The sequence below is a fragment of the Microcoleus sp. ARI1-B5 genome, assembly GCF_036705795.1.
GTDB lineage: Bacteria > Cyanobacteriota > Cyanobacteriia > Cyanobacteriales > Microcoleaceae > Microcoleus.
This window is the reverse complement of sequence record NZ_JAUBVK010000005.1, coordinates 246839-263483: the sequence shown is the minus strand read 5'-3', so window position 1 is coordinate 263483 and position 16645 is coordinate 246839. Positions and strand designations below refer to the sequence as shown.

Below are 16645 nucleotides of genomic sequence, written 5' to 3'. Positions count from 1 at the left end.
CTACATACCCGATACCTTGGACATACCGAGGGCTTTTCTTTGGTCAGCCCACAACAGTCAAAATACGCAGGCCCGACTCGATCGCAAATGCTAAACCACCTACGTCTCAAACCTCCCCAGGCTAGTTGCCTAGTAGCACCGTGAGGGGGGCGACGCCATGCAACTCCGAAAAAAAACACTATTAATCATCGCAGCAGCGCTAATCAGCCTGATTGTGGTTCTCTATGCCACTGCATCAACCATTTTGCTGCACGATTTTAACAACCTGGAGGCACAATACGTCCGCCAGGATGTCGCGCGGGCTTTGGACGCCTTAGATGACGACTTGTCGAATTTAGACACCAGCGCCCAAGATTACGCCGAGTGGGATGATACTTACTCTTACGTCGATACACGGAACGAGGATTTTGTCAAGTCAAATTTCGTCGATTCGACATTTGTTTACTTGAGATTAAACTTATTGGTGCTGCTGGACTCCAACGGTAAGACGATCTTCAGCAAAGGTTTCGACCTGAAATCCAAAACCGAAATGCCGATTCCGGCAAACTTAAAACAACACTTGATTTCCGAGCTGCTAGAGTCCCCGACAGGTTCTGACGATCGAGGCGCTGCCAAAACAGGCGTCATTACCCTGCCAGAAGCCACGCTGCTGATTGCCTCAAAGCCCATCTTCGACAGCAACGCCCAAGGCCCGCCGCGGGGGACGCTGATCCTGGCACGCTACCTCGACAGCACCGAAATCGGTTTGCTTTCAAAACTGACCCACCTGTCAGTGGATTTTAGATTGCCGAGTTTAGATTTTAAAGTGGGAGCCGCGAACTACTCCGGGCAGGGCGCTAAGGCGCTCGCTCGCTCGAGGCAAGATTTGGACAATCTCAAACTCAAAATTTCCAACCTCAAATCAGTAGAAATTTTAGTCGAGCCGCTCAGCGACAGCGTAGTCGCAGGATACGCCCTGATTCGCGACATCCGGGGCAAGCTAGCGCTGCTGCTGCGAGTAGAAGTAGACCGAGTAATCTACCGCCAAGGTCAGGCTACCTTGAATTTCTTTACCTTATCAATACTGGCAGTAGGTTTAGTATTTAGCGCGATCGCCCTGCTGTTGCTAGAAAAATTAGTATTGGCGAGATTGGCCCACTTGAGCAGCAGCGTCAGCAACATCGCAGCCAACGGCGACTCCGGCTTGCGCGTTCAGATGCCAGGAGCCGATGAACTCGCAAGCTTGGCAGACGACATCAACCGAATGCTAGAAGCATTGGGCAATTCTCAAGTCGAACGTAACGAAAGCGAAGACCGCTATCGGTTGATGGCGGAAAACTCAACCGACATGATCACCAGACACAACCCCAAAGGCGTGTTTGTTTACGTCTCGCCCGCCAGCCGTGCTTTGCTGGGATACGAACCTTCAGAACTGATCGGCCGCCTCCCCAACGATTATTTTCACCCCGACGATTTAGAAACCGTCGCCAAAGCTCACTCGAAAGTGCTGGCGCTGCCAGTTACTTACACCCTCAGCTACCGCATCCGCCGCAAAGACGGCAAATACATTTGGTTTGAAACCACCAGCCGCACGATCCGCGATCCCCAAACTGGTGGAGTGCAAGAAATTATCGGCATTTCCCGCGACATCAGCGTGCGCAAGCAAACAGAACAAGAACTGCGAGAAAGCGAAGCTGCAATTAAAGCTTTGTACCAAGTGATTTCGGCTCCCCGTACAGACCCGCTCGGCCGCCTCTCTACCTTTGATTTGCGGCTCCAAGAACTGCTGGCAATGGGATGCCGGCAGTTAGGCCTGTCGGTGGGAATTTTGTCGCGGATTCAAGGCGACAACTATCAAATAATGGCTGTTGAGTGTCCCGACGGCTCGATCGCCCCTTCACAAATCTACGATCTGGAAAAAACCTTCTGCGTAGCTACAGCAATGGCAAAAGAACCGATGTACTTTGAGTCGGTGAGGTTTTCGGGTTTGTGCTTCAACAGCGACGATCCTGCCTTCAACGTCGAAGCTTACATGGGCATTCCCGTCACGGTGGCAGGTGAAGTTTACGGCACTCTGTGCTTCTTTTCTGGGACTCCTCTGACAGAACCGTTCCGAGTTGTAGACAGAGAGTTGGTGAAACTGATGGCTCAGTGGGTGGGGAGCGAACTCGATCGCCAGCAAACAGGCGTAGATTTGGCAAAAGCTCGCGACGAAGCACTGGCGGCTACCAGAGCCAAAAGCGAATTTTTAGCCACCATGAGCCACGAAATTCGCACTCCGATGAATGGAGTCATCGGCATGACCGGTTTGCTGCTGGATACCCGCTTAACTCGCGAACAGCGCGATTTTGTAGAAACTATCCGCAGCAGCGGCGATGCCTTGCTGACGCTGATCAACGATATTCTAGATTTCTCGAAAATTGAGTCGGGCAAATTAGATTTAGAGGAACATCCGTTTGACATCCGCACTTGCATTGAGGAATCTCTCGACTTGGTAGCTGCCAAGGCGGCACAAAAAAAACTGGAATTGGGTTCCTTGATCGATCGCTCCGTACCGGCAACGGCGATCGGCGACAGCGCCCGCTTGAGGCAAATTTTAATCAACTTGCTCAGCAATGCTGTTAAATTTACCGAAGCTGGAGAAGTGGTGGTTTCGGCGACGGCCAAACAGATTTCACTGCAGCAGGTAAACGCTAATGAACCGCCAGCAATCAACCAAGCATACGAAATACAATTTGCGGTCAAAGATACCGGTATCGGTATTCCTGGCGATCGCATGGATCGGCTGTTTAAATCTTTCAGCCAGGTGGATTCTTCAACCAGCCGACACTACGGCGGTACCGGATTGGGTTTGGCAATTAGCAAGCGTTTGGCCGAAATGATGGGCGGCAGGATGTGGGTGGAAAGTATGGGTTGTGTTGCGGGCAATCCTCCTGCCGATTTTAAAGCGGCAGTTTTAGATGTCGAAGGTGGAGAATCTTGCGAAATTGCCGAAAAATATTGCTCTCCCAAATCTGTACTCAGCAGCCAGCAGAGCCGCCAAAATCCCAAATCCGCAGGCTCTACTTTTTATTTCAGCACGATCGTTTCTGGCTGCAACAGTTCATTGCCAGTTAACTTGAGCAATTCTCAACCTGAATTAGCTGGCAAGCGAGTCTTAATTGTCGATGACAATGCTACCAACCGCCAAATTTTGACTTTCCAAGCTCAGTCTTGGGGAATGGTGCCTAGGGCTTCAGCTTCGGCTCGTTTGGCTTTAGATTGGCTCGCGGCTAAAGAGGTGTTTGACTTGGCAATTTTGGATATGCAAATGCCGGACATGGACGGGTTGGCTTTAGCTGCCCAAATTCGTCGGTATCCTGATTGCCAAAAGTTGCCGTTAGTCATGCTAACTTCGATCGGCAGGCAAGAAATTAACACCCCTGCGATTGAGGTGGATTTTGCTGCTTTTTTGAACAAGCCGATCAAACAATCTCAGCTTTACAATGTTTTAATCAATATTTTTGGGAAACAGGCAACTGAAATTAAAGTGCAGCGCACCAGCAGGCCTTTCTTGCAAAGCATACCCGTGCTGGCCGAGAACTTACCCCTGCGGATTCTGTTGGCTGACGATCATTTGGTGAATCAGAAGGTGGCTTTGCAAATTTTGCAGCGGATGGGGTATCGCGCGGATGTGGCGGGAAACGGTATCGAAGTGCTCGAAGCTTTGCACCGCCAGCCTTACGATGTGGTGCTGATGGACGTGCAAATGCCGTCCATGGACGGTTTGGAAGCTACCCGCCGCATCCGCGAGCAATTTTCAGCAGATTTCGGCTTAGAACATCCCACGGGAGAATCAGAAGTTTCAATAACTGACGAGGAATATAACAATCGATTTTCGACAGAAAATCTCAGCACAGAATTAGAAGTTTCAGAAACAGAGGAAGAACAATCTAACAATCGATTTTCGCAAATCGATTTTCGCAAATCAACCCAGGAGCAATCTAACAATCGAAAATCGAAAATCCTAAATCTAAAATGGACGAGGCCTTGGATTGTGGCGATGACGGCAAATGCGATGCAGGGCGATCGCGAAGAGTGCATGGCTGCAGGGATGGACGACTATTTGAGCAAGCCGATCGCAATTGAGGAGTTGGTTCGAGCTTTGAAGGCTTGTAAATCTCGATCGCACGCCCAGTTCGATCGCAGCGGGCAGATTTTTGGTTTTGACTCACAGGCAGAACAGATCCCAGAAACGACTAAATTAGAAGTGCGATCGAATGGGGCTGTTGCGGGAAATCAACAAGTGACAATTCCCAATTCGCCCGCAGCCGTCGGGTGGGCTGCATCAAATCTCGATCGGGCACAGTCAGATAGCCGCGATTGCCTGAGTGCCAAGATTATAGAGGGACTGCGAGATGTGGAAGCTTTGGACGAGGCGATCGAGATTTACCTCGAAACAGCTCCCGAACTGCTGCGAGGCATCTCCATGGCCCTGAGCAACGGCGATCCGCTAGCTTTGCGGCGAACTGCTCACTCTTTGAAGTCGATTAGCGGTACTCTCGGTGCTTTTCGCTTGTTTGAGCTGTGCGAGGAACTCGAAATCATGGGCCGGATGGGGACAAATGCAAACCAGCCTTTATCTGGGCACTCCTGCGGGCTTTTAAAACAGGTTGAGGACGAGTATCAAAGGGTCGAAACGGCCTTGAAAATAGAAAGGGAGTAAGCTACTGCCCAGATAGATTTCCTGTTATGTTCCAGAGGGGGAAAAGGGGAGAGGGGGAAAAGATTTGACGAATAGGTCATAGGTCATTAGACAAGAGTGCAAAAATAGCTAGGACCGGCCAAGAGCGCCCATCCCACAAAAATTATTTTTTCTTGTGGGATGGGCCTCTGAGCCCGTCCGAAAATTTGATTAAAAGGACTGTTGCAAGAGGTCTATTGAAATATACAATTTAAAAGCACAACAGCTTATGATGTTCCAATGACAGTAGATGACTTTATGTCGCACGCGGTTAGTGTCAGATTCGCTATTTTTGCGCCCTAGAGCAAGAATACGAGCAGTTTAGTGAGTATAGTTAAACAATTACCAGTTCCAGTAGAAATAATCAACAGCCCACCTGAGTTAAAGCAAAATTTAACAGAGGGGAATCAGAGGCTCAATCAACTACAGCCAAAGGTATTAAACATGAGAACTGTGAGATCGTTTGTTGGTGCGGTGGCTCTGTTCATGGTGTTTAGAGCCTGTTTTTTTAGCGGGAAGCGAGTCAATCCAGCTAATCAGCAACTGTATCAAACTAATAATTTAGCAAATCCCATCCTGGAAACTGCTGTTTCCGATCGCTCGTTTAGTTTTGAACAGACCTTTAAAGACCTGCGGGAAAACCCGAACGGAGGATTCAAACAGCTAAATGCTTTAGGCGAGACGACACAAGACATCCGACCACAAGTGATAGCTGCACCGAAACCAGCCAACAACGCAACCCTCACCGGGCATAGCGGTGTGGTCACTAGCGTCGCCTTTAGTCCAGATGGCAAAACATTGGCTTCGGCTGGAGGTTCCACCATCAAACTGTGGAACCTACAAAACCAAAAAGAACTTGCTACCCTCACCGGGCATAGCAGTGTCGCCTTTAGTCCCGATGGCAAAACATTGGCTTCGGCTAGCGATGACAAAACCATCAAACTGTGGAACCTGCAAACCCAAACACTGAGCGCTACCCTCACCGGGCATAGCGATCGGATCAATAGCATCGCATGGAGTCCCGATAGCAAAACTTTGGCTTCGGCTAGCGATGACAAAACCATCAAACTGTGGAACCTGGAAACCCAAACACTGAGCGCTACCCTCACCGGGCATAGCAAATCGGTCAATAGCGTCGCATGGAGTCCCGACGGCAAAACTTTGGCTTCGGGTGGCTATGGCAACACCCTCAAACTGTGGAACCTGCAAAGCCAAACAGAGTTCGCTACCCTGACTGAGCATGGCTGTGGTTCGGTTAGTAGCCTCGCATGGAGTCCCGATGGCAAAACATTGGCTGCGGCTGAAGGTTCCACCATCAAATTGTGGAACCTGCAAAGCCAACCACTGAGCGCTACCCTCACTGAGCATAGCTATTCGTCGGTCAGTAGCATCGCATGGAGTCCCGATGGCAAAACTTTGGCTTCGGGTGACTATGACAAAACCATCAAACTGTGGAACCTGCAAAGCCAACCACTGAGCGCTACCCTCACCGGGCATAGCCAGGGAGTCTTGAGCGTCGTCTTGAGTCCCGATGGCAAAACTTTGGCTTCGGCTAGCGGTGACCGCACCATCAAATTGTGGAACCTGCAAAGCCAAGAAGAGCTCGCTACCCTCACCGGGCATAGCAGTTGGGTCAAGAGCGTCGCTTTTAGTCCCGATGGCAAAACTTTGGCTTCGGCTAGCGGTGACAACACCATTAAACTGTGGAACCTGCAAACCAAAAAAGAGCTCGCTACCCTCACCGGGCATAGCAGTGCGGTCACTAGCGTCGCATGGAGTCCCGATGGCAAAACTTTGGCTTCGGCTAGCGATGACCGCACCATCAAACTGTGGGACCTGGAAACCCAAAAAGAGTTCGCTACCCTCACCGGGCATAGTAAATTGGTCATTAGCGTCGCATGGAGTCCCGATGGCAAAACTTTGGCTTCGGCTGGCTATGACAAAACCATCAAACTGTGGGACATGGAAACCCAAAAAGAGTTCGCTACCCTCACCGGGCATAGCCAGGGAGTCTTGAGCGTCGCATGGAGTCCCGATGGCAAAACATTGGCTTCGGCTAGCGGTGACGAAACCATCAAACTGTGGAACCTGGAAACCCAAACACTGAGCGCTACCCTCACCGGGCATCGCAATTTCATCTTGGATGTCGCATGGAGTCCCGATGGCAAAACTTTGGCTTCGGCTGAAGGTTCCACCATCAAACTGTGGAACCTGGAAACCCAAAAAGAGCTCGCGAACCTCTCCCGCCATAGCGATGGGGTCAATAGCGTCGCATGGAGTCCCGATGGCAAAACGTTGGCTTCGGCTAGCCGTGACAAAACCATCAAACTGTGGTACCTGCAAAGCCCTTTAGTAAATGCCATGCTGGAAACTGCTGTTTCCAATCAATCATTAGACCTCTTCCAAAAATAGCCCGTCCTACCTATTTGATTAAATTTGATTAAAAGGACTTTTGCTATTGGTCTATTGTTAGCTGTTGATGGAGGGAGAACTGAGTGCTATCTAGGAATGAGGGCCTATGGGGAGCTGGGCAAGGTTATGGACATCACTGAAGGGCTAACAATCGGGCAAATATTTTCCATCGATCATCCTCCCTATGAGGTTTTCTCAGAAGAATGGAAGGTTGTTGGGTTGTCTTATCCAAACGTTACATTCTCGTACACGAAATATTGGGTAAGAGATATCGCTTATATAGCAGTTGACAGTTGACAGTTATAGCAGTTGACAGTTGACCTGTGACCTGTGACAGTTACATAGTACCCTAATCAAACCGTTTATGCTAGCGGTTTCAGGGAGCTATTGATGAGGTTATTTATGTCCGCGCCAGATGTGGCGGTTGCTATACATAGTACCCTAATCAAACCGTTTATGCTAGCGGTTTCAGGGAGCTATTGATGAGGTTATTTATGTCCGCGCCAGATGTGGCGGTTGCTATACACATATTTCGACGACAGACACAGTTGCAGGTGTTGCGATCGAGGAAACCGATCGAGGGGTTATTATTGAGTTCAAGAATTTCCCCGATCTCGAAGTGGGATTACTCATCAAGGGAGAGCGAGCGAGATATTTGATTGATGAGTTGAGTTGATAGATTCATCAAATAGCTGGTGGCGCACCCTACAATAACTGAGGACTTTAGTCCTCACTACAAACCCTTTGATTTTTTAGTTACTAACACCCAATCGTCGGCTGTTTTGACAACCTCAGCATTCTCTAAGGCTAAATGTTTTAGCACGGGTTTTTCTAACAGAAAATAAGGTTGAGGAAGAGATTGCCATTTCTGTTTGAGCGTCGGCGCGTCGGCGACAATAACTTGGCGTTCACTATAAAAATTCAGCGAGGGACGGCCCAAGCGGTGAGAAGTAAACACCTGTTGACCCGCCGGAGTTCCTGTGCGGACAATTTCGGCGATCGGCTTAACGGGATAATCCTCGGCTAGTTCCCAAACCCAGTTATCGGAAGCGACAAATACTAACAGCGCGACGTAAGTTCCCCAAATTAAAACTAATAGAAACTGCCGATCCTGGCGGTGCAGTAACACGGCTGTTAGTGTCATTGTCAAAGCTACAAACATCAGCATTAACTGCAAATCTCGCTGGGGGGACACAATTTGTCCGCCCAGCCGTACCAAGCCGGTGAAGTACACGCAACCGACGACAGCAACTACAGCCAGCAATCCCAAAATCGCGGGATGAGGCAACAAAGATATAGCATTAAAATGTTCTTCGACTTCATCTTTTACGGGTTCTCCCGGCACCGACATTTGCTCCCAAACTTCAGCGAGATAGCTGCCAACGGCAAGAGCAAAAGCTGGATAAACTGGCAAAACATACCAAGGCAATTTGGTATTCATCACAGAAATAGCCAGCAGATATACTCCAGTCCAAACTAATACTAATTTGGGACCGGGAAAATTGCGATTTTCCCAACTAAAACGCAGCCCTTGCAGGTAAAATAACTGCCACGGCCAAGCTGATTCTAAAATTTCTAAAAGATAATACCAGGGCGGGCCTTTGTGATTGCCTACGGGTTCCCAAATGCGCCGGAAAGATTGGTTAACTAAATTAGCGTTGATGAAATCTTGCCCGTAGTGCAGCCATTGGGCAAAATACCAAGCCGCTACGGGGAAAGTTCCGATCGCCAATCCGCCCCAAAGATACCCAGAAGTGAGGAGTCGCGGGGTATCCCAAACCAGGAAAACTAAGCCGATCGCGCCCAGCAGCAGCCCCAACATGACGCCCTTAGTGAGGCAAATGAGTCCGAACCCCATTCCCGCCCCCAAAGCGTAGCGCAAGTCGCGGCGCGATCGCAGCAAACACCACATGGATGCCAGCAAAAAACACAAAACTGCTCCGTCTAACATCGCCAAACGTCCGTGCCGCACTACCGGGAGCAGCGTCAGGTAAACGAGAGCCGAAAAAATGGATTTCGAGCGCTGCGGGAACAACTCGCGCCCAATCGCGTAAAGCAGGGGCACTGAAGCCGCTGTCAGCATCGCCGGTATCAACCTCGCCGTCAATTCGCTGACGCCGAGGTTGGCAAAACACAGCCCGATCAGCCAGTGTACCAGCGGCGGCTTGTTCAAATAAGGCATGGAGCCGATCGTCGGATACAGCCAATTTAAGCCGCGCCAAATTTCGCGGCTTACCTGGGCTGCAATCCCTTCATCCCAATCCCGCAACGCCGGGCCGCCCAGATTCAGCCCAAAAATCAGCACCGCAGCCAACAGAAAAGCCAGCATCCACAGTTTGTCTGTCAAGCTGTCATTGAAGCGAGTTTTTGGTTTGCGCCCCGGGAATGGAAAGATTTCTGACATAAGTTATACCATTTTAGATTTTCTATTTTAGATTTTTGATTGAAGAATTGGGAATGACTTATGAATTAAGGGTTTGGATCGCCCGCCTGCGGTTGGATGCTTTTGGGAAACTGGTGTTAATAGAGTTTTTAGCGTCCCAAACAGAAGGTAAACTGAGACATCAGTTATTTGCGATCGGGAAAATACCATGAACTTGCCTGTAATTATTGATATTATCATTGGCTTAGTGTTTATCTACCTGACTTTAAGCTTGCTAGCTTCCGAAATTCAGGAACTGATTGCTACTGTTTTGCAGTGGCGGGCCCAACATTTAAAGAAGTCGATCGAAGTGCTGATTTCTGGAGGCAGCGAAGGCGCGAAAGATCCGCTGCAATTTCAGCGAGTCGGACAGTTGGCTAATTCGATTTACGCCAATCCGATTATCAAGGATTTGAATCAGGGAGCGAAAGGGCTTTTATCACAGGGATTTCGCTCTTTTACGCACCGGCTGGGAGATTTTTACCGCCGAATGACTGGCACTAAGAATGTTTTCGGCAATAAATCAACTGGGCCGTCTTATATTCCAGCAGATAGTTTTGCTGCGAGCCTTTTGGATACTTTAAAAATTTCTAGTTTGATGGAAGCGCTCTCTAAAAGCCGATTGGAAAGATTTAAAGATTTACAGTTGGCACAAATTCAAGTGATTGGAGAGGGTCTGAATCTGCCGGAGTCTACTAAACCGATTATCGAGCAAGAGTTTGGCTGGCTGACTGCGGAGTTCAATCGAGTTGTTGAAGATTATAAAAACGATTTGGGAAGTTTGAACAACAGTTTGGATCGGATGTCGGAAAAGTTGGGTTTTTATATTAAGGATTCTCAGGTTTATCTGCCAGAAACTGAGGTGGGAGGGAGAGAATTTCAGAGGCAGATGGCTTTTATTAAGGCGAGTTTTGACAGCGAATTTGAGCGGGCGGCGCTGCGGGCGCAACTGCAACCGAGTTTGAGCAATCTGTTAAATACCGTTAGGAAAGTTAGTTTAAGTCAGGATGCGGTAGCACAAATTATGGATGAGAAAGAGGACAGTCCGATTTACAAACAAATTCAAGAAACCTTGGACAGTATGCCAGAATCTTTGAAACGCAGCCTTTATATTTTAGCGCAGCGCGCTGAAACAGGCGGCGGAGATACTCAACAGCAGTTGCAGCGGTTTCAGCAAGAAATTGAAATTTGGTTCGATCGATCTATGCAGCGCGCTTCAGGGGTTTACAAGCGGAATGCTAGAGGGGTGGCGATTTTGATCGGAACTGCGATCGCCCTGGCTGCTAATGCTGATACTCTGAATATTGTTAATCGGTTGTCGAAGGATTCGATGCTGCGATCGACTGTTAATTTGTACGCTAAGCAGTTGGTGGAAAAAAACGCTAACACTAAATTAGATAATTTAACCAATCTCACAAAAGTTCAAAATGAGGTCGATCGAGCTTTGGATAAAGTAGCTCTGCCTTTTGGCTGGAGCGAACCGAACCGGTTAGAGCGAGATGCTAAGGGGAATGTATTGTTGCCGGCTTTGATGGGAAAATTGTTTGGTTGGATGTTGAGCGGCGTAGCTATTTCTATGGGAGCTGGTTTTTGGTTCGAGGCGCTCAACAAGATTATTAATATTCGCAATGCTGGGAAGAAACCGCCCTCTGCTACAGACTCTTGAGCGGTACTGTTGCGCCGCCTCGCGACTAACTGTCATACCATTTGAGATTTTAGATGGGTATGACGGATGACGATCGGGGTTTGGATCGCGAGCCGGCAGTTAGATTCTTTTTTGAAGCAGTCACCTACATGATACAGGATCGATCGGTAATTACGGGCCGACCTGCGGTTGGGGGAAAACACGGAAAATATAAATTCCGTGCGATCGCGGATGGCAGCACCGCAGAAATAGGCGAAACTGATAGGTGGGTTGAATGGGCGCGAGCAAAACAAACAAGGTCTCTGCCTGTTTCCTGCGGTCTGACTCCTAGGGTGCATCTACCAGTCAATACCCTTTTGGAGGAAGGAATATGTTTACTTCTTTGACGGAAACCAATCCCGCCTCGGAATATCAAAATGCCCCATCCAGAAGCTTTGCATTTAATGACTCCAGCATCGATGACGGCGGATATTTTGTCTCTGGGATTTTAGCTGCGGTTGCAGTAATTTTAGTCAAGTCCACCTCTGATGGCATCGAGCAATTTACCTCGGCACTTCAAAAATATGCCTCTATCCTTGGAGAGATTGACAAAGTTTGCATAATTTGTGGTGGCACTTCAGATTACCTCCAAGCATACAAAAGCCAATTACCAAAATCGCACAGTTCCCGGGGTGACAAAAGCGGACTGGGTTCGTATTATGCCGATCGAGATACCGACACACTCAGCAACGGCTGGAGGCGCGATCGACTGTTTGCTAATAAGGAGAGTGATGTAATTGAGGCTGTGGAGCGTGAAACACGGCGATTGGCCAGAATATAACGGTAATTAGCGGTATCTGGGGCGATCGCAATCGACGATTAGATCTGACTGAATGTGCGATCGATCGTATCAACTAGGGCTCAATAATTCTCATAACGTTTGTGGTGATGGCCCAAGTCCTCAAAGCGCACGCACTCTTGGCGCAAACAACTTAATTGCGATCGATTAATCGGCACTTAATATCAGAGGATTTTGACTGTTAGTAAATGCCACCAAACCAACTTGGTATCAGTATTTTGGTGTCTCACAAATCTAGCCAGCGCAATACCATATCTCAGAGTATTGTAGATTTTTAAATTGAGAATGACTGAGGTCGCTCGTAATTTCGATCGGGCTTACAGTTGCATTCTTTGTTTTAATTGGCTGAATTATTCAAAATGTATTATATAATTTATTTCAAAATTATATCTAATACAGGTATAAACACGGCAAAACCGTGTTCATCTACGCAAACTATCTGAGTCAAATCAACAATGCTAAATCTAATTTAGAGGGGTTATTCAGTAGGAAATTACCGTTACACCCATTTCCAAAGGCCTGTAATTATGGAGATTTATCGCCAAATAAGGCTAAAAATATCCGGCTTGAAAAAGCTGGATATTTTTGAGTATTCCCAAAGTATTTGTTAGATATTGCCAACAATTATGACAATAAAGTCGAGTAACTACAAGCAGCCACAAGTACAATCAGGAAAAAATATAGTTTAAATAAATGAGGGAAAATGTTGCACTATTTTCCAGATGGGTGTTAAGATGTAATCAAACAAGGCTGATGAGATTACTTCAGGGCTGTATCTACCAGTAAGGCCCTTAATGGAGTAGCAAAAATGAGTTCCACATTCGCTCAAACTCACTCACAATCTTCTGGGGAAAAACAGCCCCCGCGTTCCTTAGTCTTCATTGATTCCGGCGTGGAAGATTACGAGTCAATTGCAGCGGGAGTGCTGCCGGGACAGCAGGTAGTAATACTCGATCGCACCAAAAACGGCATCGAACAAATCTCCTCTGAAATTGAAAACTACGCCTCTACCAACGGGGCGCTCGACTCGGTTCACATCATTTCTCACGGCAGTTCTGGCAGCCTGCAACTCGGCAATACCGCTCTGGGTTCAGACAACATCGATCAATACAAAAGCCAGTTGGAAAAGTGGCAAACTAAACTCGCCCCATCCGCAGACATCATGCTGTACGGCTGCGATGTAGCCTCAGGTACAGGCGCTAATTTCGTTGACAAATTCAGCCAATTAACCGGGGCAGACGTTGCCGCATCCACCAACATCACCGGCAAAGATGGCGACTGGAATTTGGAATTTGCTAAGGGTCAAATTGAATCGGACTTAGCCTTGGGGCCCGACACGATGGCAAATTACCGAGGTGATTTAGCTACTATCGTGGTTGCCAACAATAGCGATAGCGGGCCAGGTTCCTTGAGGGCTGCGATCGCCTCCGCTGTAGCTGGCGATACAATTACCTTCGCTCCTGGTTTGGCTGGGCAAACCATCACCCTCACCAGCGGTCAACTCGAAATTCCCCCGGGCAAAAACATCACCATTGACGGCGCCGCCGCCGCTGGTTTAACCATCAGCGGCAACAACGCATCCCGTGCCTTTTTTGTCAATGCAAACGTTGACTTTGCTACGAGTTTTGCCGTCAAAAACCTCTCGATTATCAACGGCAAAACCGCTGAAAACGGCGGCGCGATCGGTACAACTGACGAAGTAAATCTCACAGTAGACAATGTTCAGTTCAATAACAACGTTGCCGATAAAGGTGGTGGGGCAATTTTCGGCAATTTCAACAATACCCTGACAGTATCGAACAGTAAATTCAACGGCAACATAGCCACAGCAGGTAATGACGAACGCGGTGCAGGTGCGATCGGCTTTTTGAGCTCCAAAGCTTTTACTGTCACCAACAGCGACTTCACCAACAACAAAGGAATTAACGGTGGGGCAATTAACAGCCTTCAGGGCAAGTTAACAATTGAAAACTCGCGATTCATCGGCAACGACACCACCGCCGCCGTTTACGCAACAGGCCAAGGTAATCCCTTTTTAAGGGGTTTTGGTGGCGCAGTTTACACAGACAGAGCCAGTTCTCTAACTGAAGCTTCCGGCACAATTCGGATTAGCGGCAGCGTATTTCAAGACAATAAAGGTCGAGGTGAAGGAGGTGCAGCTTATCTGTTCACCGGCAGCCAAGACAAGGTGATTTTGGAAAACAGCACCTTCCAAAATAACGAAATTCTGGCGCTACCCAACGGCGGAAATGCTGGAAACGGTGGCGCGGTAACGACTTTGAGTGACAGCGGCAACCAGGGATTGACCATTACTAACACCACCTTCGCTGGCAACAAAGCCCCCAGTCAAGGTGGCGCCCTGTGGGCACTCAAAGCGCCTGCTACGATTACTAACAGTACGTTTTCTGGCAACTCGGTTACTACTACTAAGCCTGATGGCTATAGCAATGTCGGCGGTGCAATGGCTCTTTATTCAGCCACAACGATCGTCAACACGACGATCGCCGACAATTACGCCGGCTGGGTGGGCGGAGGTATCTCAGCCGCCGATGGCAATCCTGTCACCGTCAAAAACACGATTTTTTCCAATAATACATCCGGGAATCCCTTTGGCATTCAGCAGCACACCAGCAGCGAATTGACCGACCTAGGAGGCAATTTTCAGTGGCCGGTCAGAAAAACCACTAACTTCAACGATTACAATGCGACCGCAAGTGTGACGATCGCAGACCCCTTACTCGGCCCTTTGCAAAACATCAACGGCGCTTTAGTCAGGCCCCTGCTGATAGGAAGTCCCGCAATTGATAAAGGGATTGCCACAGGCGCACCCGCTACGGATCAGCGCGGCGTGACTCGCCCGGTTGATGGTGATATCATTCCAGGTGCGATCGTTGACAGCGGCTCTTTTGAATACACCAGTGGAGTCGTGCCGACTCCGACTCCAACACCGACTCCGGCGCCGACTCCGACGCCCGCGCCGACTCCCACTCCAACACCGACTCCGGCGCCGACTCCGACGCCCGCGCCGACTCCCACTCCGGCTGCGGATGGTTCCCCGCTCGATGGCCTCAACGCCCCGCAACTCGACCCTGCTACCATCACCCCCAACCCCGTCGAAAAAACTCAGGGCGGGGGTAACACTGCCGATTTCATCATGGGCGGTAGCACCAGCGAATCGATTAACGGACTTGCCGGCAACGACACTATCTACGGCATGGGCGGCAATGACAACATTGACGGCGGTGCAGATAACGACTTGCTCTTCGGCAATAACGGCACTGATTTCATCCAAGGCGGCGCCGGCAACGATACCGTCAGTGGCGGCAAAGATAATGACACTGTTGTTGGCGGCGATGGCAACGACTTGTTAATGGGAGATTTGGGCAAAGATACTGTTGCCGGCGGCCTCGGCAGCGACACCATTTTTGGCGGCAAAGATGACGATATCTTGCTCGGTGAAGATGGCTCCGACTACATTTCAGGCAACTTAGGAAATGACACAATTAATGCTGGCAACGGCAACGATATTGTGTTCGGCAATGAAGGTGCAGACCTGCTTTTTGGTGGGGCGGAAAATGACACGCTTTACGGCGGCAAAGAAAACGACAGTCTCGATGGCGGTGTTGGCAACGACTTGCTGTTCGGCGGCAATGAAAACGATGTGCTGTTCGGCGGCAACACCGGCAACGATACCATGTACGGCGGTAAGGGCAACGATTTCCTCACCGGCGGTGCTGGCAGCGATTTCCTGTCCGGCGATGTTGGGGACGATACTTTGACTGGCGGTGAGGGAAGTGATGTATTTTTCCTAACTCAAAGTGTGGGTAGCGACATCATTACTGATTTCCGCAAGGGCGAGGATTTAATTGGCTTGGCTCCCGGTTTGAGTTTCAATCAACTCAGCATTACTTCGAGCAACAATCAAACTTTGATTAGCGTGACGGGTAGCAATCAATTGTTAGCGAAGCTTAACGGTACGCCCGGTACTCTCAGCGCTAGCGATTTCACTCAGGTAACAATCTAACTGCCGATAGTAGGATGCCGGGCGCGCACCTTACTACCGGCAAAACATCGGGTAGGGTGCCGGCGGGCTGAATGTTTTGACGAAAGACCAAGGATTTTATCCCGCCCGGCACCCTACGGTTAGTTACCTGAATTTCAATACGCGATTGTTAAGACCGTCAAGAGAGGCTTTCACGATGTGAAAAATAGACACGGAGATTGCTTCGTTCCTCTCTTCGGACAACCCTTAACAATCGCGTATTGACCTAAATTTCGGATTTTTTTGGGCTTTCCAGGTGAGATTGACCTAGCAGGAGTGCAGATTTTCTGGTTCTAGGTAAGACGAATGTATGGCTCGCTAGCGCTAGAGCAATCCTCAGTAATTCGGAACCGCAGCATCTCTTTTCTGGATTGAAATTACATCCTCTGCGGTTAATTGACATCAAAGCAATCGCCACATACCAAAACTTGTATTCGGATGCACTTCCCGGATTTCAATCATGGAGGAAAACCAAGTTTTCTCCTTAATTGGAATCCCCCCGATTAATCGCGGAGGTTTTAATTCGGCCGGCTGTTGGCAGCATCAGAGATCCTTCGAGTTTCAAGGTGAATCTACCAGCAAAT

At 48.9% G+C, this 16645-nt stretch carries 8 protein-coding genes; 7 read left to right on the top strand and 1 reads right to left on the bottom strand.

The window, feature by feature from the left end:
- Positions 1-157 precede the first annotated feature (157 nt).
- Positions 158-4684, top strand: a complete 4527-nt coding sequence (locus QUB63_RS10820; RefSeq protein WP_332945057.1) for a response regulator — start codon at positions 158-160, stop codon at positions 4682-4684.
- 342 nt (positions 4685-5026) lie between these two features.
- Positions 5027-7114: a WD40 repeat domain-containing protein gene (locus tag QUB63_RS10815; RefSeq protein WP_332945056.1), complete on the top strand. Its 2088-nt coding sequence runs from the start codon at positions 5027-5029 to the stop codon at positions 7112-7114.
- Positions 7115-7847: 733 nt separating this feature from the next.
- Here QUB63_RS10815 and QUB63_RS10810 read toward each other — a convergent pair.
- Positions 7848-9518, bottom strand: a complete 1671-nt coding sequence (locus QUB63_RS10810; protein WP_332945054.1) for an ArnT family glycosyltransferase — start codon at positions 9516-9518, stop codon at positions 7848-7850.
- 53 nt (positions 9519-9571) lie between these two features.
- On the opposite strand from QUB63_RS10810, the gene QUB63_RS10805 reads away from it, so the two are divergent.
- From QUB63_RS10805 to QUB63_RS10785, 5 genes are all read left to right on the top strand, one after another.
- Complete coding sequence (locus QUB63_RS10805) at positions 9572-9709, top strand: hypothetical protein (protein ID WP_332945052.1); 138 nt, start codon at positions 9572-9574, stop codon at positions 9707-9709.
- Complete coding sequence (locus QUB63_RS10800; RefSeq protein WP_332945051.1) at positions 9706-11202, top strand: hypothetical protein; 1497 nt, start codon at positions 9706-9708, stop codon at positions 11200-11202. Before QUB63_RS10805 ends, QUB63_RS10800 begins: the two co-directional genes overlap by 4 nt.
- Before the next feature lie 53 nt (positions 11203-11255).
- Positions 11256-11567, top strand: a complete 312-nt coding sequence (locus tag QUB63_RS10795; protein WP_332945050.1) for a hypothetical protein — start codon at positions 11256-11258, stop codon at positions 11565-11567.
- Positions 11552-12001: a DUF4347 domain-containing protein gene (locus QUB63_RS10790; RefSeq protein WP_332945049.1), complete on the top strand. Its 450-nt coding sequence runs from the start codon at positions 11552-11554 to the stop codon at positions 11999-12001. Before QUB63_RS10795 ends, QUB63_RS10790 begins: the two co-directional genes overlap by 16 nt.
- A gap of 826 nt (positions 12002-12827) precedes the next feature.
- Positions 12828-16043, top strand: coding sequence for a DUF4347 domain-containing protein (locus tag QUB63_RS10785; RefSeq protein ID WP_332945048.1), 3216 nt, complete (start codon positions 12828-12830; stop codon positions 16041-16043).
- Positions 16044-16645 lie beyond the last annotated feature (602 nt).

What these genes read in the sequence shown, in the direction of transcription:
- QUB63_RS10785 (WP_332945048.1), top strand. Translation starts at nt 12,828, where the DNA reads ATGAGTTCCACATTCGCTCAAACTCACTCACAATCTTCTGGGGAAAAA.
- QUB63_RS10800 (WP_332945051.1), top strand. Translation starts at nt 9,706, where the DNA reads ATGAACTTGCCTGTAATTATTGATATTATCATTGGCTTAGTGTTTATC.
- QUB63_RS10820 (WP_332945057.1), top strand. Translation starts at nt 158, where the DNA reads ATGCAACTCCGAAAAAAAACACTATTAATCATCGCAGCAGCGCTAATC.
- QUB63_RS10805 (WP_332945052.1), top strand. Translation starts at nt 9,572, where the DNA reads ATGACTTATGAATTAAGGGTTTGGATCGCCCGCCTGCGGTTGGATGCT.
- QUB63_RS10795 (WP_332945050.1), top strand. Translation starts at nt 11,256, where the DNA reads ATGGGTATGACGGATGACGATCGGGGTTTGGATCGCGAGCCGGCAGTT.
- QUB63_RS10790 (WP_332945049.1), top strand. Translation starts at nt 11,552, where the DNA reads ATGTTTACTTCTTTGACGGAAACCAATCCCGCCTCGGAATATCAAAAT.
- QUB63_RS10810 (WP_332945054.1), bottom strand. Translation starts at nt 9,518, where the DNA reads ATGTCAGAAATCTTTCCATTCCCGGGGCGCAAACCAAAAACTCGCTTC.